The organism is Neoroseomonas oryzicola, from assembly GCF_012163135.1.
Taxonomy (GTDB): domain Bacteria; phylum Pseudomonadota; class Alphaproteobacteria; order Acetobacterales; family Acetobacteraceae; genus Neoroseomonas; species Neoroseomonas oryzicola.
Genome location: NZ_JAAVUP010000013.1, coordinates 56,968 through 73,233, shown reverse-complemented (window position 1 = coordinate 73,233; position 16,266 = coordinate 56,968). Strand labels below are relative to the sequence as shown.

General features: G+C 72.6%; 18 protein-coding genes. 12 read left to right on the top strand and 6 right to left on the bottom strand.

Going from position 1 to position 16,266, the window contains the following annotated elements; genetic code table 11:
- The 5 genes from GWK15_RS22900 to GWK15_RS22880 form a co-directional block, all read left to right on the top strand.
- Window positions 1-572 (top strand): BKACE family enzyme (locus tag GWK15_RS22900; protein ID WP_168043724.1); only part of this gene is annotated, 572 nt, incomplete at its 5' end.
- Window positions 573-590: 18 nt separating this feature from the next.
- Window positions 591-1,319 carry a protocatechuate 3,4-dioxygenase subunit beta gene (gene pcaH / locus GWK15_RS22895; RefSeq protein WP_168043723.1) on the top strand — a complete coding sequence of 243 codons (729 nt, stop codon included), beginning with the start codon at window positions 591-593 and terminating at the stop codon, window positions 1,317-1,319.
- Window positions 1,320-1,323: 4 nt separating this feature from the next.
- Window positions 1,324-1,959, top strand: coding sequence for a protocatechuate 3,4-dioxygenase subunit alpha (gene pcaG, locus GWK15_RS22890; protein ID WP_168043722.1), 636 nt, complete (start codon window positions 1,324-1,326; stop codon window positions 1,957-1,959).
- A gap of 13 nt (window positions 1,960-1,972) precedes the next feature.
- Window positions 1,973-3,865 (top strand): bifunctional sugar phosphate isomerase/epimerase/4-hydroxyphenylpyruvate dioxygenase family protein, encoded by a 1,893-nt coding sequence (locus GWK15_RS22885; protein WP_168043721.1) that lies wholly within the window; start codon window positions 1,973-1,975, stop codon window positions 3,863-3,865.
- Between the two features lie 64 nt (window positions 3,866-3,929).
- Complete coding sequence (locus GWK15_RS22880) at window positions 3,930-4,295, top strand: 2-oxo acid dehydrogenase subunit E2 (protein WP_168043720.1); 366 nt, start codon at window positions 3,930-3,932, stop codon at window positions 4,293-4,295.
- Between the two features lie 37 nt (window positions 4,296-4,332).
- Here the strand turns inward: GWK15_RS22880 and GWK15_RS22875 are convergent, their stop codons facing one another.
- On the bottom strand, window positions 4,333-5,142 hold the full coding sequence (locus tag GWK15_RS22875) for a 3'-5' exonuclease family protein (protein WP_168043719.1): 810 nt from the start codon (window positions 5,140-5,142) through the stop codon (window positions 4,333-4,335).
- Between the two features lie 19 nt (window positions 5,143-5,161).
- Window positions 5,162-6,307: an MFS transporter gene (locus GWK15_RS22870; protein ID WP_168043718.1), complete on the bottom strand. Its 1,146-nt coding sequence runs from the start codon at window positions 6,305-6,307 to the stop codon at window positions 5,162-5,164.
- A 114-nt stretch (window positions 6,308-6,421) separates the two neighbouring features.
- Between GWK15_RS22870 and GWK15_RS22865 the strand changes: the two genes are divergently transcribed.
- From GWK15_RS22865 to GWK15_RS22840, 6 genes are all read left to right on the top strand, one after another.
- On the top strand, window positions 6,422-7,021 hold the full coding sequence (locus tag GWK15_RS22865) for a DUF4412 domain-containing protein (protein WP_168043717.1): 600 nt from the start codon (window positions 6,422-6,424) through the stop codon (window positions 7,019-7,021).
- Between the two features lie 44 nt (window positions 7,022-7,065).
- Window positions 7,066-7,737, top strand: a complete 672-nt coding sequence (locus tag GWK15_RS22860) for a LolA family protein (protein ID WP_168043716.1) — start codon at window positions 7,066-7,068, stop codon at window positions 7,735-7,737.
- 120 nt (window positions 7,738-7,857) lie between these two features.
- A complete protein-coding gene (locus GWK15_RS22855) occupies window positions 7,858-8,658 on the top strand; it encodes a gamma-glutamyl-gamma-aminobutyrate hydrolase family protein (protein WP_168043715.1) in 801 nt (266 codons plus the stop codon).
- Between the two features lie 357 nt (window positions 8,659-9,015).
- The gene (locus tag GWK15_RS22850; protein WP_209442374.1) at window positions 9,016-9,702 is read left to right on the top strand and encodes a fumarylacetoacetate hydrolase family protein; all 687 of its coding nucleotides are present in this window, start codon (window positions 9,016-9,018) and stop codon (window positions 9,700-9,702) included.
- Window positions 9,702-10,532 (top strand): exodeoxyribonuclease III, encoded by an 831-nt coding sequence (locus GWK15_RS22845; protein WP_168043714.1) that lies wholly within the window; start codon window positions 9,702-9,704, stop codon window positions 10,530-10,532. Before GWK15_RS22850 ends, GWK15_RS22845 begins: the two co-directional genes overlap by 1 nt.
- Window positions 10,529-10,993, top strand: a complete 465-nt coding sequence (locus tag GWK15_RS22840) for a hypothetical protein (RefSeq protein WP_168043713.1) — start codon at window positions 10,529-10,531, stop codon at window positions 10,991-10,993. The genes GWK15_RS22845 and GWK15_RS22840 overlap by 4 nt, the downstream gene beginning before the upstream one ends.
- A 134-nt stretch (window positions 10,994-11,127) precedes the next feature.
- Here the strand turns inward: GWK15_RS22840 and GWK15_RS22835 are convergent, their stop codons facing one another.
- The 3 genes from GWK15_RS22835 to GWK15_RS22825 all read right to left on the bottom strand — a co-directional run bounded on the left by GWK15_RS22835 (window position 11,128) and on the right by GWK15_RS22825 (window position 14,587).
- A complete protein-coding gene (locus tag GWK15_RS22835) occupies window positions 11,128-12,144 on the bottom strand; it encodes a helix-turn-helix domain-containing protein (protein ID WP_168043712.1) in 1,017 nt (338 codons plus the stop codon).
- A gap of 124 nt (window positions 12,145-12,268) precedes the next feature.
- Window positions 12,269-12,898 (bottom strand): DedA family protein, encoded by a 630-nt coding sequence (locus GWK15_RS22830; RefSeq protein ID WP_168043711.1) that lies wholly within the window; start codon window positions 12,896-12,898, stop codon window positions 12,269-12,271.
- Window positions 12,899-14,587, bottom strand: a complete 1,689-nt coding sequence (locus tag GWK15_RS22825; RefSeq protein ID WP_168043710.1) for an ArnT family glycosyltransferase — start codon at window positions 14,585-14,587, stop codon at window positions 12,899-12,901.
- Window position 14,588: 1 nt separating this feature from the next.
- Between GWK15_RS22825 and GWK15_RS22820 the strand changes: the two genes are divergently transcribed.
- Window positions 14,589-15,914, top strand: a complete 1,326-nt coding sequence (locus GWK15_RS22820; protein WP_209442378.1) for an RsmB/NOP family class I SAM-dependent RNA methyltransferase — start codon at window positions 14,589-14,591, stop codon at window positions 15,912-15,914.
- 141 nt (window positions 15,915-16,055) lie between these two features.
- Here GWK15_RS22820 and GWK15_RS22815 read toward each other — a convergent pair whose 3' ends face one another.
- The gene (locus GWK15_RS22815) at window positions 16,056-16,244 is read right to left on the bottom strand and encodes a hypothetical protein (RefSeq protein WP_168043708.1); all 189 of its coding nucleotides are present in this window, start codon (window positions 16,242-16,244) and stop codon (window positions 16,056-16,058) included.
- Window positions 16,245-16,266 lie beyond the last annotated feature (22 nt).

The following is a 16,266-nucleotide window of genomic DNA, read 5'->3' as shown; positions in this document are numbered from 1 at the left end:
GCCGCGCGCTCGAGGCCCGCGGCGCCATGCTGCACCTCCGCCCCGACATGGCCTCGCTCGCGACGGGCTCGGTCAACTTCCCGACCATCGTATACGAGAACCCGCCCGACTTCGTGCGCAGCCTCGCCGCCACGATGCGCGACGGCGGCATCAAGCCGGAGATCGAGGTCTTCGACCTCGCCATGCTCTACAACACCGCCGACCTGGTGGCCGCGGGGCTGATCCTGCCGCCGCCGCACGTCCAGTTCGTCTTCGGCGTGAAGCACGCGCTGCCGGCGCGCCGCGACATCCTGGAATTCGAGGTCGCGAAGCTGAAGGAGCTGCTCCCCGGCGCCACCTGGACCGCGGCCGGCATTGGCCGCCACCAGTTCGAGGTCGCGCGCTGGGCGCTCGAGATGGGTGGGCACTGCCGCACCGGGCTCGAGGACAACATCCGCATGGACCGCGACACGCTGGCGCCGTCCAACGCCGCGCTCGTCGCGCGCGTCGCGGAGATGTGCGCCGCGCAGGGCCGCCCCGTCGCCACCGCGCGCCAGGCGCGCGCACTGCTCGGCCTGTCGGCCGTCGTCTGACGAAAAGGGAGAAGCACCATGCACGCCGACAGCGAATTCGTCGCGCGCGACCCCGCCGCGCATCCGCCGGCGCTCACGCCGATCTACAAGACCAGCGTCTTCCGCGCGCCGCACCGGCCGCTGCTGTCGCTGCAGAACTCGCTCTCCGAGGTCACCGGCCCCGCCTTCGGCCAGCATGAGCTCGGCCCGCTCGACAACGACCTCGTGCGCAACTACGCGCAAGCCGGCGGCGCGCCGGTCGGCGAGCGCATCATCGTCCATGGCCGCGTGCTGGACGGCAGCGCGCGCCCCGTGCCCGGCGTGCTGGTCGAGTTCTGGCAGGCCAATGCCGGCGGCCGCTACAGGCACCGCAACGACAACTACGACGCGCCGATCGACCCGAATTTCGGCGGCTGCGGCCGTTGCCTGACGGACGCCGAAGGGCGCTACGCCTTCCGCACCGTCAAGCCCGGCCCCTATCCCTACCGCAACCGGGTGAACGACTGGCGGCCGGCGCATATCCACTTCTCGGTGTTCGGGTCGGGCTTCGCGCAGCGGCTGATCACGCAGATGTACTTCGAAGGCGATCCGCTGATCCGCCACGACAGCATCCTGCAGACCGTGCCCGATCCGGCGGCGCAGCAGCGGCTGGTGGCGCTGCTCGACCTCAATGCCTCGGTGCCGCTGCACACCCTCGCCTATCGCTGGGACATCGTGCTGCGCGGCGGCCGGTCGACGCTGTTCGAGAACCGCCTGCAGGGGAACTGACGCCATGATCCCGCACGACACCCTCGGCTACCTTCCCGAGACGCCGTCCCAGACGGCCGGGCCCTATGTGCATATCGGGCTGATTCCGAAGCAGGCCGGCTTCGACATCTTCGCGAACAACCTCGGCGAGGCGCTGTTCGGGCCGGATACCGAGGGCGAGCGCATCCGTATCGAAGGCCGCATCTTCGACGGCACCGGCGCGCTGGTGCGCGACGCGCTGGTCGAGATCTGGCAGGCCGATGCGCATGGCCGCTTCGACCACCCCGCCGACCGTCAGCCGGGCCCGCGCGATGCCGGCTTCCGCGGCTGGGGCCGCACCGGGACGGATTTCGAGACCGGCCTATGGGCCTTCGAGACGATCAAGCCAGGCCGCATCGCCGGGCGCAGCGGCCATGGCCGCATGGCGCCGCACATCAGCCTCTGGATCGTAGCGCGCGGCATCAACCTCGGCCTCGCCACCCGGCTGTATTTCGGCGACGAGGCGGAGGCGAACGCCGAGGACCCCGTCCTGCGCATCGTCGAGCAGCCGGACCGCCGCAGGACGCTGATCGCGACGCCGTCCCTGCGCGACGGCGGGACGGTCTACACCTTCGACATCCGCCTGCAGGGCGACAACGAGACCGTGTTCTTCGACATCTGACGGGAAGAAAGCCATGGCCGCACCGGGGCGACTGCCGAAGTCCATCGCGACCGTCTGCCTGTCGGGCGCCTTGCCCGACAAGCTCGAAGCGGCCTCGGCGGCCGGCTTCGAGGCGGTCGAGATCTTCGAGAACGACCTGCTGACCTTCGACGGCACCGCGGCCGACGTGCGGCGGATGTGCGAGGATCTCGACCTCGCCGTCTCCATCTTCCAGCCCTTCCGCGACTTCGAGGCGATGCCCGAGCCGCAGCGCACGCGCAACGTCGATCGCGCCGAGCGCAAGTTCGACACGATGCAGGCGCTCGGCACCGACCTGGTGCTGGTGTGTTCCAACGTCCAGGCGGCGGCGCTCGACGACCCGTCGCGCGCCGCGGCGGATCTGCGGGAGATGGCGGAGCGCGCCGCGAGGCGCGGCCTGCGCGTCTGCTACGAGGCGCTCGCCTGGGGCCGCCACGTCAACCGATGGCGCCAGGCCTGGGACATCGTGCGGCGGGCGGACCATCCGGCGCTCGGGCTCTGCCTCGACAGCTTCCACACCCTTTCGGTGGGGGACGATCTCGCGGGCATTGGCGTCGTCGTCCCGCCCGAGAAGGTCTTCTTCCTGCAACTGGCCGATGCGCCGCGCCTGGCGATGGATCCGCTGAGCTGGAGCCGGCATCACAGGCTGTTCCCCGGCCAGGGGGAGCTGGACGTGGCGCGGTTCCTGCGGGATCTGCTCGGCACGGGCTGGGCGGGGATGCTCTCGCTCGAGATCTTCAACGACGAGTTCCGCGCCGCGCCGTCGCGGCGGATCGCCCGCGACGGCCTGCGGAGCCTGATCTGGCTCGAGGACCAGGTCCGGCGCGCGCCGCTGCCGGACCTGCCGCGCCTCAGCGGCATCGAGTTCGTGGAATTCGCCGTCGATCCGGCGGCGCGCAACGAGCTCGGCCGCTTCCTGGGCGGGCTGGGCTTCGCGAAGGCGGGGCTGCACCGGTCGAAGGATGTCGAGCTCTGGCGCAGCGGCGCGGCGAACCTGGTCCTGAACGCCGAGCCGGACAGCGCGGCGGCCGAGCGCTTCGAGCAGCTCGGTCCGACCGTCTGCGCCATGGCGCTGCGCGTGGACGATCCCGAACGCGTGGTCGCGCGCGCCGAGGCCCTCCAGTACCCCGTCTGGCGCGAGCGGATCGGCGAAGGTGAGCGGCGGATCCCGGCGGTCCGCCAGCCGGACGGCACGCTGGTCTACCTTGTTGAGGACCCGTCGCAGGGCGCCCAGCCGATCTGGGAAGATGATTTCAGCCTCTCGCCGATCGCGGACGGGCCGGCGGCGCCGCTTGGCGTCGATCATGCTGCGCAGGCGGTGGCGCCGGGCATGATGGACAGCTTCGTGCTGTTCTACCGCGCCGTCTTCGGCCTGCAGCCGGAGGCGCTGTGGGAATTGCCCGACCCGTACGGCCTCGTGCGTTCGCGCGCCTTCGTCGCGCCGAATGGCAGCGTGCGGCTGCCGCTGAACGTCTCCGAGAGCACGCGGACCGGAACGGGGCGCTTCGTCTCGGCCCTGGCCGGTGCCGGCGTGCATCACATCGCCTTCGCGGTGCCGGATGCCGGGGCGGCGGCGGATGCGGCGGCCGCCCGCGGCGCACCGATGCTCGACATCCCCGAGAACTACTACGAGGACCTCGCGGCGCGCCTCGGCCTCGGGGACGCCGAGCTGCACGCCTTGCAGCAGCGGCACCTGCTGTATGACCAGGATGCGGCAGGGGGGGTGTTCCGGCACGCCTATACGCGCCAGTTCCGCGACCGGATCTTCCTCGAGATCGCAGAGCGCAGCGGCGGCTACACCGGCTTCGGCGCGGTGAATGCGCCGGTCCGCATGGCGGCGCAGCGGAGGAATGCGCGGCAGGGCATCGGTTCGGTGCCGTCCGACTGAGCGATCCGCGCCCCCGGTCCTGGGCGCGGACGCCGCTGCCCGCGCTGTCTGAGGGTGGCGATCGATGGAAAGGTCGCGCTCCACGAAGCAGCCTGAGAGCGGCGAGATCGGCGCATGGGCGCGCGGTGGTGGCGGGCGCCGTTCGGAACTCAGCAACGCCACGATCACCGTCAAAAGCCTTGGCGGTCTTGCGGCCGGAAGCGTGCTGCCGGTCATCGATCCCTCGCAGGTCGCGATCCTGGGCATCGGCTGGATCGTGGAGCGGCGCGGCGTCGCGGCACTGACCTTGGCGGGAGACCATCGCGTTCCGGATCGCCATCGCGGCGGACTGGCGCCGTGTCGAGTCGACACTGCAGCGGGCTGGGGGTCCCATCACGGGCGAGAAGACGCTCGCGCTCCTCGCCGGGATCATGGCGGAGAGCAGACCTGAGACGTCGCCGCCAAGGCCAGGCGAATGCTGGCCGACTTCACCCTCGGGCCAGCCGCCCCGCCACCTCCGCATGCAGGAAGAAGTCCGGCTCTGCCCGGTGTTCCTCGAGGAACTCGGCGAAGCCCGCGTAGGACGCCTTCGCCGCATCCGCCGGCAGCGCGCCCATCGCCTGCCAGAACCGCAGCAGCACGAGGAAGGTCGCCGCGACGTCCGTCTCGCAATAGGTCGCGACCTCCGCCCCGCGGCCGTCCTTCATCGCCGGCTCCACCTCGGCCCCGTGCATCCCCGCCTTGGCGGTCAGCCCGATCAGCGCCGAGGCCTCGGCAAGCGAGGGCATGGGCGAGGCGCGGAAGCCCGAGAGCCGGTCCGCGAGGTCGATGTGATCCTTGCCGTAGCGGTAGCCGTAGTCCCGCCCGTTCGCCCCGTTCAGCGACGGCATGGCGACGCCGCAGGCCATGGCGCGGTAGCGCAGAACCGGCAGGTCGAAGCCCGAAGTGTTGAACCCCGCCAGCATCGGCCCGGGGCGCCCCTGCGCGAGGGTCCGCTCGAACAGCGCGAGGATCTCGGGCTCGGGTGTGTCGCCGGTATGGCGCGCGGCCATGCGGCGCACGCGCCAGGGTTCCTCGTGGCCGTCGCGCTCGGCGACCAGCAGCGCCAGGCAGGCGACGGCATGCAGCGGCGGCTTGAGGAAGGCGGTCGCCGGATCCTGCCCCTCACGCGCGTAGCGGGCGCCGAGGCGTTCGCGCAGCACGGCATCGGGCAGCCCCTCGGCCTCCTCGCCCAGCAGTGCGCGGCCGGCGACGAGGTCCGGGACGGTCTCGATGTCGAAGACGACGACGCGTTCCATCGCGGCGATGCTGCCCGGCCTAGGCGCGCCGCCGCAACAGCAGCAGCGCGAGCAGCGCGCAGAAGCCCGCGAGCCAGACCCAGAAGCCGCCCAGCGCGGCGCTCGCGCCGAAGCGGTCCACCGCGAGGCCCGTCAGCAGCGGCGGGATGGAGAACCCCGCATGGGCGACGAGGAAGACGCCGGCCGCCGCCCGCGCCCGATCCTCGCCCGAGGCGGCTTCCGAGGCGGCGGCGAGCGCGCCGACGAACAGGAACCCATAGGCCGCGCTGCCCACCAGCGCCCCGCCGGCCAGCAGCAGCGGCAGCGAGGCCTGCAGCGTGCCGGTCAGCACCAGCGCCGCGCCGGCCAGCAGCACCGGCAGCCCGGTCAGCGACAGCCGCCGCGCCAGCCATCCGCCGATCGCCTGCTGCATGGCGGTGCCGACCATGATCATGAAGCAGATCGCGAGCGGCCCGAGCCGCGGATATCCCGCCGCGGCCAGCGTGCTCGGTACCGAGGTGAGCGTGACGCCCGTCACCCCCCAGGCCGCGAACATCCCGAAGGAGGACGCCACCGTCCCGCGCGGGAAGGCCGGCACGCGCAGCCAGGCGACGCGCTCGGGCGGCCGCCGGTCAGGCAGGCGCGCGACGATCGGCAGCACCAGCAGCACGATCGCGACATGCGCCCAGTAGGTCAGCGGCGGCGTATCGCCCCCGTGCAGCCACAGCACGGTGAGGGTCGTGAGGCCGCCCAGCGCATAGGACCCCGCGGTAGCGAAGGCCATGACGCGCGCCGCGCTACGCCCGGCCTCCGGCCCGCCGGCGAGTTCCGCCGCCCAGGCCGTGGCCCCGCCCGCGATCAGCCCGATGGCGAAGCCCTGCAGCACCCGCGCGACGGTCAGCGCGGCCAGGCCCGGGGCCAGGATCAGCGCCACCGTGCCCAGCCCGGCGAAGACCAACGCGGCCATGATGCAGGGCTTGCGCCCGACGCGATCGGACAGGCCGCCCAGCAGCGGCGCGGTGACGATCAGCGTCGTCGCATAGGCGATGAAGGCAGCGGCCAGGCCGCTCGCCCCGCCGCCATCCATCGCCGCATAGGCGGTGTACAACGGCATCGGAAGCGTCGTGGAGGCGCCGATCGCGAATACCGCCGCACCGACCGTCACCACGCCCGGAGTCGTTGTCATGGCGCGGATGCTCGGCCGCGCGGGCGGGGGCGTCAACGCGGGGCACCTCGCGAAGCGTTTCATCGTGCTGCCACGATCGGCGGTGCAGGATCCGCCCCCCGAAGGAGACCCGCCATGCGCCACGCCCTCGCCGCCGCCCTGATCGCCGCGCTGCCCGTCGCCGCCCAGGCGCAGGACCGCCCGCAGATCTACCCGACGCGCGACGTCGCCGTGACCTACCGCGTGGCCGGCCAGGGCCAGCAGGCCGAGCTGACCATGCTGTGGTCCGCCGCGCAGCGGCTGATGCGCATGAACATGCCGCAGGGCATGGGCTACATGGTCGCCGACCACCAGGGCCAGCGCGGCTTCATGGTCATGGAGCAGATGCGCATGATCATGGACGTGCCGATGGCCCAGGCCGCCGGCATGCAGCGCGACCTCGAGAATGCGCGCTTCACCCGCGGCGGGGTCGAGAAGATCGCCGGCCTCGATTGCACCGTCTGGCGCTACCAGTCCGCTTCCTCCCAGGGGGAGGCCTGCATCACCACCGACGGCGTGATGCTGCGCGGCAACGGCTCGGCCCAGGGCGCCGGCCAGGGCCGGATCGAGGCGACGCGCGTCGTCTACCAGCCGCAGGATGCCGGCCTGTTCCGCCGCCCGCAGGGCTACCAGACCATGCAGATGCCCCAGGGCGTGCCGCAGGGCATACCGGGCATGCAGGGCGCGCCGCGCTGAGAGGGGCTTTCCCCGGGACGCGCGGCGGGCCACATCGGGTCGCGATGAAACGCCGTCCCCTCCTCCTCGCGCCCCTTCTCCTCGCCACGCCGGCGCTTGCCCAGCGGGCCCAGACCCCCGCGCGGCCGCCCGCAGCGGCGCTGACCGACCGCGACCGCGCCGATCTCACCCGCGTCGAGGCCTACCTCAACGCCCTGACCACGCTGCGCGCGCGATTCCTGCAGATCGCGCAGAACGGCGCCTCGGCCGAGGGGACCGCCTGGATCTGGCGCCCGGGACGGATGCGCTTCGAATACGACCCGCCGGAGCCGCTGCTGCTGGTCGCCGATGCCGGCCAGTTCCTGATGTACGACCGGGAACTCCGCGCGCCGACGACGCTGCTGGTCAGCCAGACGCCGCTCGGCATCCTGCTGCGGCGGGAGGTGCGGCTGTCCGGCGACGTGACGGTCACCGCGCTCGAGCGCACGGGGCCCTTCCTGCGGGTCAGCATGTACCGCACCTCGGAACCCGGCGAAGGCACGCTGACGCTGGTGTTCAACAACGACCCGCTGGAGCTCCGCCAATGGGCGGTGACGGACGCGCAGCGGCGCGAGACGCGGGTGACGCTGTCGCGAATCGAGACCGGCCAGCGATTCCCCGCAGGACTTTTCCAGTTCAACGACCCCCGCTTCTTCGAGCCGGGCGGCTTCGGCGCCCCGCAGGGCTCGGGGAATTGACCCTACGCGCGGCAGGCTGACGGCGGGATGCGCGGCATGCAGGCAACGCTTGTCGGCAATCCGCGAAATTCCTGACTGGCGCCTTGATCCCGCCATCACGTCGCGGAAGTGTAGGAATCGATGAAACCGCTCATCGGCATTTCCTGCTGCCAGAAGCCCTTCGGCATCTTCGGAACGCCCAACCACGCCGCGTCGGACAGCTATGTCCGCGTCGTGCGAGGCCCGGTCTCCGGAACGCCGGTGCTCCTCCCCGCCGCCGGGGAGGACCTCTCCTCGGAACTCCTGCCGCATCTCGACGGGCTGATCCTCACGGGCAGCCGCTCGAACGTGTGGCCTGGCCATTATGACGGTCCGGCCCATGCGGAAGGCACGCCCGAGGACCACCAGCGCGACGCCACCACGCTGCCGCTGATCCGCGCCGCGATCGACCACGGCGTGCCGCTGCTGGCGATCTGCCGCGGCATGCAGGAACTCAACGTCGCCCTCGGCGGCAGCCTCGACCAGCGGATCCAGGACCTGCCCGGGCGCATGGACCATTCCACGCCGTCCGACCAGCCGATCCCGCGCGTGCGGACCGGCAAGGCGCATGGCGTGCGCATCGACACCGCCGGCGCGCTGGCCGAGGTCATCACGCTCGCCGCGCGCCGCGCCGGACGCCTCGCGGTGAACTCGCTGCACAACCAGGGCGTGCAGCGCCTCGCGCCGCGCCTGGTCGCCGAGGCCTGGGCGCCCGACGGCACGGTCGAGGCCGTGCGCGTCGAAGGCGCGCGGTCCTTCGCGCTCGGTGTGCAGTGGCACCCCGAATACGATTGGGAACGCGACATCGACAGCCGCGCGATCTTCGAGGCCTTTGGCCGCGCCTGCGCCGACTACCGCGCCGCGCGCCTCGGCGCCCCACGACTCGCCCAGGCCGCCGAGTAAGGCATGGCTGCATCGCGCGCTCACACAGGCGTGACGCGCGATTTGTCTTTTGCTTCGCAGGCGCCGCCGGAGTAACTTGTTTTTGCCGGTTCCAAATTAACCGGCGGTCGAGCCCCCGGTGTCCCCTGCCGGCTCGCCCGACCATTCCGATCGGAATAAAAATACGGCGCCCGGTCACCCCCCTGACCGGGCGCTACTTTTTTGTGCGCCTCATCGAATTCATCGCCATGACTTCGCGATGGGCCAAGAAGTTCATGTGAGATCTCAAGACGACGGGCCCTGGCCGCCGGTGGCTTCCGGGCCCGGCCGACCGCCTGTATAGACCCCGCATCATCCCGTCATCGGAGCCTCGCCCGCATGGTGTCCTACGTCCTGCCGCCGCCGCCGGTCGCCACGATTCCCGTCAAGGGCAGCGACGCGCTGTTCCCGGTGCACCGCATCTACTGCGTCGGCCGCAACTACGCCGAACATGCGATCGAGATGGGCTCCGACCCGACCCGCGAACCGCCCTTCTACTTCGCGAAGCCGGCCGATGCCGTGGTGATCAACGACGCCGACATGCCCTATCCGTCGGTCACCAAGTCGCTGCACCACGAAATGGAACTCGTCGTCGCCATCGGTAAGGGCGGGAAGAACATCCCGGTCGCCGAAGCGCTGAGCCATGTCTGGGGCTACTGCTGCGGCCTCGACATGACGCGCCGCGACATCCAGAACGAGGCGAAGAAGACCGGCCGTCCGTGGGACATGGGGAAGGGCTTCGACAAGTCCGCGCCGATGGGCGCCCTCGTCCCCGCCGCCGGCATCGACCCCACCAAGGGCAAGATCGAGCTCAAGGTGAACGGCAAGGTCGTGCAGACCTCCGACCTGTCCAAGCTGATCTGGTCGGTGGCCGAGGTCATCGCGAACCTCTCGGAACTCGTGGAACTCGTCCCGGGCGACCTCATCATGACCGGCACGCCGGAAGGCGTCGCCGCGGTGGTGAAGGGCGACGTGCTCGAAGGCTTCGTCGAGGGCGTGGGCGAGGTCCGCACGAAGATCGTCTGATGGCCCGCAAGGCCGCCGCAGGACGCGCGCCGCTGCGCATCGCCACCTGGAACATCAACAGCGTGCGGCTCCGGCTGCCGCTGCTGACCGACCTGGTGGCGGCGCTCGAGCCCGACGTGCTCTGCCTGCAGGAGACCAAGTGCCCGGACGAGCTGTTCCCGCATGAGGGCATCGCCGCCCTCGGCTTCGAACACCGCCTCGTCCGCGGCATGAAGGGCTACAACGGCGTCGCGATCCTCTCGAAGCGGCCGCTGCTGCTGCGCGCGGAGGATCCCGACTGGTGCGGCAAGGGCGACTGCCGCCACCTCGGCGCCAGCATCGACGCCCCCGGCGGGCCGATCGAGCTGCACAACTTCTACATCCCGGCCGGCGGCGACATCCCCGACCGTGAGAAGAACCCGAAATTCGGCCACAAGCTCGACTTCGTCGCCGAGGGCACCGCCTGGTCGGCCGCGCGCCCGGCCAGGCGCGCCGTCATGGTCGGCGACCTCAACATCGCGCCGCTCGAACACGACGTCTGGTCGCACAAGCAGCTGCTCGACGTCGTGTCCCACACGCCGGTCGAGGTCGAGGCGCTGACCGCGTGGCAGCGCGCCGGCGGCTGGTACGACGCGCTGCGCCACTTCGTGCCCGCGGACCAGAAGCTCTACACGTGGTGGTCCTATCGCGCGGCCGACTGGCGCGCCTCGGATCGCGGTCGGCGGCTCGACCATGTCTGGGTCAGCCCCGACCTCGCCGGCGCGCTGACGCGCCATGCCGTTCTGAAGGATGCGCGGGACTGGCCGAAGGCTTCCGACCATGTCCCGGTGATGGTGGAGATCGCCCCGTGACCGATCGGACCATGGGGCGCCGCGCCCTCCTGCTCGCCCTGCTCGCCTCCCTCGGCGCCTGCGCCGCGCCCGAGGCGCCCGCGCCGGTCGTCACCGACCCCGATCCGGACCCCGAGCAGGTCTACCGCCCCGGCCCGATCTCCTGGGCGGACCTGACGGACGAGCACAAGCGCCGCGCTCGCCAGGCGCTGACCCGGATGGGCGAATCGGTGCCCGACGACGACACCCTGCAGGCCCGCTGGATGACGATGTCGCCGGCGCAGCAGCGCTTCATGATCCGCCGCCCGCCGCCGCCTGCGCCGGCGCGGCCCGCCGCGCGCGGCCGCAGCACGACCACGCGCCAGTCCACGCGCCACGGCGGCACGCAGAACCAGCAGCGCCGCGGCAGCACCGCGCCGGCGCAGCAGCGCGGCACGACGCAGCAGCAGCAGCGCCGCAGGCCGCAGAACCAGCAGCAATAGGATTGGAGGGGCGCTGCCCCTCCAAACCACCCCGCCGAGGGCCGAAAGGCCCTCGGAACCCGGATCGGTCTCCAAAGGCCTTTCGGCCTTTGGCGGGGTGAGCCCGAGAGGGGCAGCGCCCCTCTCGGATCCCGTCACAACCCCTGCAGGCACGCCCTCAGGCTGCGCGTCTCCGCGCCCATCGCCGGGGACAGCCGCGGCCCCGGCGCCGATCCCGCCCGCGCCGCCGCGCGCGCGTCGCTCGGGCTCACGCCATAGGCGCGGCGGAAGGTGCGGCTGAAGGTGGACGGTTCGTGGAAGCCGCAGGCCTCGGCGATCGCGGCCACCGGCCGGTCGTCCCGCGGGTCGGTCAGCGCCGCGTAGCTCGCGCGCAGGCGGTGGCGCTGGATGTAGTGCGTCACGCCGCCCTCCCCTTCCAGCAGGCGATAGAGCTGCGAGCGCGACATGCCGACCTCGCGGCACAGCGTCGCCGGCGTCAGCGTCGCCGAGCCGAGCCGCCGCCGGATCACCTGGCGCACGCGCTCGAGCCGCGTGAGGTCCGACTGCGCCGCGGCATCGGCGATGCGCGCGGCGGTCGGCGCGACGCAGGCCGCAACCATGGCGCTGATCGCCTCGGGCATGCGGACGCGCTCATCCTCGGTCAGCCGCGGCATGGCGTCCGCGAGCAGCCGCAGATAATCCGCCAGCAGCCGCCCCGGCGCGCCCTCGATGCCGCGCCCGCGCACGCGGTCGAGCTCCGGGGCCAGCGACGCGAAGCGATCGCGCGGCAGGTAGAGGTGCAGCCGCTCATCGGCCTCGCGCTCGCTCTCGGACGGTTCGCCGAGCGAGAGGATGAAGGGCTGCCCGGCCGGCACGACCAGTCGCCCGCCCTCGAGGGAGATCCGCGAAGTCTGCACGCCGAGCCCGATCACCCAATGGTCGGTCGGGTCACGCCGGATGTGGACGGCCTTGCGGACCGCGCGCAGTCGCGGCGCGCTGACGCGGCTGAAGGCGGCGCCGCCCGCCTGCCAGACGATGCTCTCGGCCGCGAAGCCGGAATTGAGAGGCTCGCCCGAGAAGTCGAGGCCGAACACCGGATCGAACCAAGCGCACCAGGCCTCGCGCTGGTCGCGCGCGGGGAGGGCCCGGGTGGAGAAGACCAGCGTGCTCATGCGCGTGCGGCTTGCTCGTTGCTGCGCGCCGGATCGGTTCCGGCGCGATCTTGCGCCGGCTATCGCTGGCGGCCCCTGCGCGGGTCAAGGAAAAGCGTCGGCCGGGACCCGCGCTGGGCTGGGGTCAGCCCTGTTGCTGCCGGCGCCGCCGCGACCGCCGGAAGGCGTAGGCGAGGTGCGCCGCGTAGCCGCCGGCGGCGACGCCCACCACCACCCAGGCCAGCGGTTCGACCCAGCGTTCCACCAGCGCGTAGTGGTCCTGCAGGAAGTAGCCTGCGACGGCGAGGAAGGTGAGCCACACGCCCGAACCCAGCGCGGTCCAGAGGTAGAAGACCCCGCGCGGGATCTCGACCATGCCCGCGGGCACCGAGATCAGCGTCCGCACGCCGGGGAACATGCGCCCGATGCAGATGGCGAAGGGCCCCCAGCGGCGCAGCATGTCCGTCGCGCGGTCGAGGTCCTCCTCCTCCACCGCGAACCACTTGCCGAAGCGCTGCACCAGCGGGCGGAAGCGCTCCACGCCGAGCCAGCGGCCGAGCTCGTACCAGAAGAGGTTGCCGGCCAGCGTGCCGAGCACGGCGACCACGATGATACCGGGCAGCGAGATGGTCGCGCCCGGCTCGCCGGCGTGGAAGCCGGCAGCCGCCATGATCAGTTCCGACGGGATGGGCGGGAACAGGTTCTCCAGCACCATCAGCAGGAAGATGCCGCCATAGCCGCCAGCCTCCACGAGGCTCCGCACCCACTCGAACATCTACTCCACCTTGAACAGCGAGAGGGTGATCCACCGCCCGCGCACATAGTTGAGACCCGTCACCGAGCCGAGTTCGCGAAGGGTCAGCCCCCGCTCCGCCGCGGCCCGCCGGAAGGCGGCTTCCTGGCGGTCGCCGATGGCGGCAATGCGGCCGGAACCCTCCGCAAGGAAGGCAGCCGCGGCTTCGCCCGTGGTCAGCAGGCGGATCTCCCCGCCCATGGCGAATTGCAGGGAGGGTTCGTGATGCCCGGCCACGCCGAAGTTCCGCGCGGGCAGGCCGGGCGCGACCTGGGCGACCGCGGCGGCGAGGCGCGAGGAGACCCAGACCGAGGTGAGGCGCGGGATCACGCCCTCGAGCACCGCGGCATAAACCGGGATGGCGAGGATGGCGCCCGCGAGCGCCGCGCGGCCCCAGGCCTGCTGGCGCGCCATGCGCAGCAGCAGCCAGGCCATGGCCATGCCGGCGATGACGCCGATCGCCGCCCCGGGCAGGACGATGCGCTCGACGAACAGCCCGGCGCCGAGGGCGACCGCCGGCAACCCGACCGCCACGCCCGCGAGCGCGACGTAGCCGAGCCAGCGCATCCAGGCCGGCGCCTCCTGCCGCAGCGGGTCCATCGCCCAGCGCGCGCCGAGCAGCATCAGCGCCGGGAAGGCCGGCAGGACGTAGTGCGGCAGCTTGGTCTGCACCGCCTCGAACAGCAGCCAGGTCGGCACCGCCCAGGCCAGCAGAAAGCGCACCGGCGCCTGCATGCGGTCGGCCCAGGACCCCGGCAGGGATCGCAGCACGATCCAGGCGGAGGGGAAGGCGGTGATGCCGAAGATCGCGGCATACATCCCGGGCGGCCCCCAATGGGCCTCCTCGCCCGAGGAGACCTTGTCGAGCATGTCCCCGCCCAGCGCCTCGCTGAAGAAGCGCCCTTCGGTCGCGATGCCGATGGCGACGAACCAGGGGGCGGAGACCAGCACCATCAGCGGCAGGCCCCAGCCGAGATGCAGCGACCGGAGCCAGGGCGCCGACAGCCGCCACAGGGGCGCCCCCTGCGGCCGGTCCATCACCGCGAGGGTGACGCCGGCGAGCAGCGGCACCATCGGCGCGATCGGCCCCTTCAGCAGCACGCCGAGGCCGAGCACGGCCCAGAAGGCCGCCGCCTGGCGCGGCGTGAAGGAATCGGGCGTGAGGTAGGCGCGGCCGAACAGGCCCATGGCGACGGTGATGGCCGCGAGCAGCGCGGCATCGGTCTTGGCGATGTGCGTCTCGACCACCAGCACCATGCAGGGGGCGAGCATCGCCGCCGCGACGAAGGCCGCCCGTCGCCCCACCAGCGCGCGGCCGAGCAGACAGGTCGCCAGCACCGCGATCATCGCCCCGATCAGGGAGGGCAGCCGGTAGGCCCAGATCTGCGTCCGGGCCGGGATGCCCACGGCCTCGAGCCCATGGACCACCGCGGCCTGCGCCCAGTGGATGCCGGCGGGCTTCTTGTTGCGTTCGACCTCGCCGAGGCGGATGCGCACGTAGTCGTGGCTGTCCACCATCTGGCGGGAGGCCTGGGCGAAGCGGCTCTCGTCCCGGTCCCCGGCGGGGATGGTGAAGAAGCCGGGCAGCCAGAGCAGGAGGCAGAGCGCGATCAGCCAGGGGGCTGGCCGACGCGTCTCGGGCAGCCGGTCGAGGAAGGCGGCAAGGCGCATGATGCGGGCGCGTCTAGCACGCAGGGGCGCGGGGTGCCATGAAGCGGGCCGCCCGCCCCCGGACCCGCAGAGACCCTTGACCCCACCGCCCGGACTTCCGACCCGCAAGGCCGCGCGCGACCTGATCGCCGCGACCCTCGACGACCGCCGCCCGCTCGAGGAGGCGCTGGAGGCGCTGCCCCGGCGGCTCGACCCGCGCGACCGCGCCGCGGCCCACCGCATCGCCGCGATGGTGCTGCGGCGGCTGGGCAGCATCGACGAGGTGCTGAGCCCCTACCTCCGCAAGGAACCCCCGCCGCCGGCGCGCCACGCGCTGCAGATCGGGGCCGCGGAGCTGCTGCTGCTCGAGACGCCGCCGCATGCCGCGGTCGCGACCGCGGTCGCCCTGGCCCCGCGCGCCTTCGCCGGGCTGGTGAACGCCGTGCTGCGCAAGGTCGCGACCGAAGGCCCGGCGGCGCTGGAGGGGCTGGACGCCCCGCGCCTCGACACGCCGGCCTGGCTCTGGACCGCCTGGCATGCCGCCTATGGGCCGGCGGTGCGCGCGATCGCCGAGGCGCATCGGGGCCCCGCGCCGCTCGACCTGACGCCCGCGCCGGGCGCGGAGCCCCCGGCGGGGGCCGAGGTGCTGCCCACCGGCTCCTGGCGCCTCGCCGCCGGGACGCGGGTGACCGACCTGCCCGGCTTCGCCGAGGGCCGCTTCTGGGTCCAGGACGCCGCCGCCGCCCTGCCCGCGCTGCTGCTGAAGCCGCGCGCGGGGGAGCGGATCGCCGATCTCTGCGCCGCGCCGGGGGGCAAGACGGCGCAGCTCGCCGCCGCGGGGGCGGAGGTGACGGCGGTTGAGCGCGACGCCGGGCGCGTCGCGCGGCTGGCCGAGAACCTCGCGCGGCTGCGCCTGCCCGCGACCGTGGTGCAGGCCGATGCCGCCACCTGGACGCCGCCGGCGCCCTTCGACGCCATCCTGCTCGACGCCCCCTGCACCGCGACGGGGACCATCCGCCGCCACCCCGACGTCGCGCACACCAAGCGGGCGCGGGACGTGCAGGGCGCGGCGGAGGCGCAGGCGCGGCTGCTCGGCGCGGCGGCGAAGATGCTGGCGCCGGGCGGGCGGCTGGTCTTCGCCACCTGCTCCCTGCAGCCGGAGGAAGGGGAGGCGCACCTCGCCCGCGCGGCGGGCCTGGGGCTGGTGCACGACCCCTTCACGGCGGCCGAGCTGCCTGGCTTGCCGGAGGCCATCACCCCGGCGGGCTGCCTGCGGACCCGGCCGGATTTCTGGCCGGAACGGGGCGGCATGGACGGGTTCTTCGCGGCGCGCTTTCGGCGCGCATAAAGCAGATCCCGATCAGGCGGAATCACCTGATCGGGCAAAGAGGCTCGCGAAAACAGAAGCCTGGAGGTGTTGCCGTGAGCCGTGGCGAATGGAAACGGCTCTCAGGGCGTGGCGCCAGGCCGGTGCAGCCGCGGCGCGCCGTCATTCCGCCCGCTGCGCCGGCTGCGCGGCGACCGAGGCGACGCGACGGCCAGGGCGCAGCGTGACCGCACGGCGCTTCGGCGCCGGCGCCGACGGTGCCGGAGCGGAGGGCATGGAGGCGCGCATCTCCGCGAGGTCGGGCAGGCGAAGCAGGGCAGAACGCAGCAACAGGTCGCGGCGGATCGACATCAACTCGAATTCCGAATCCAGA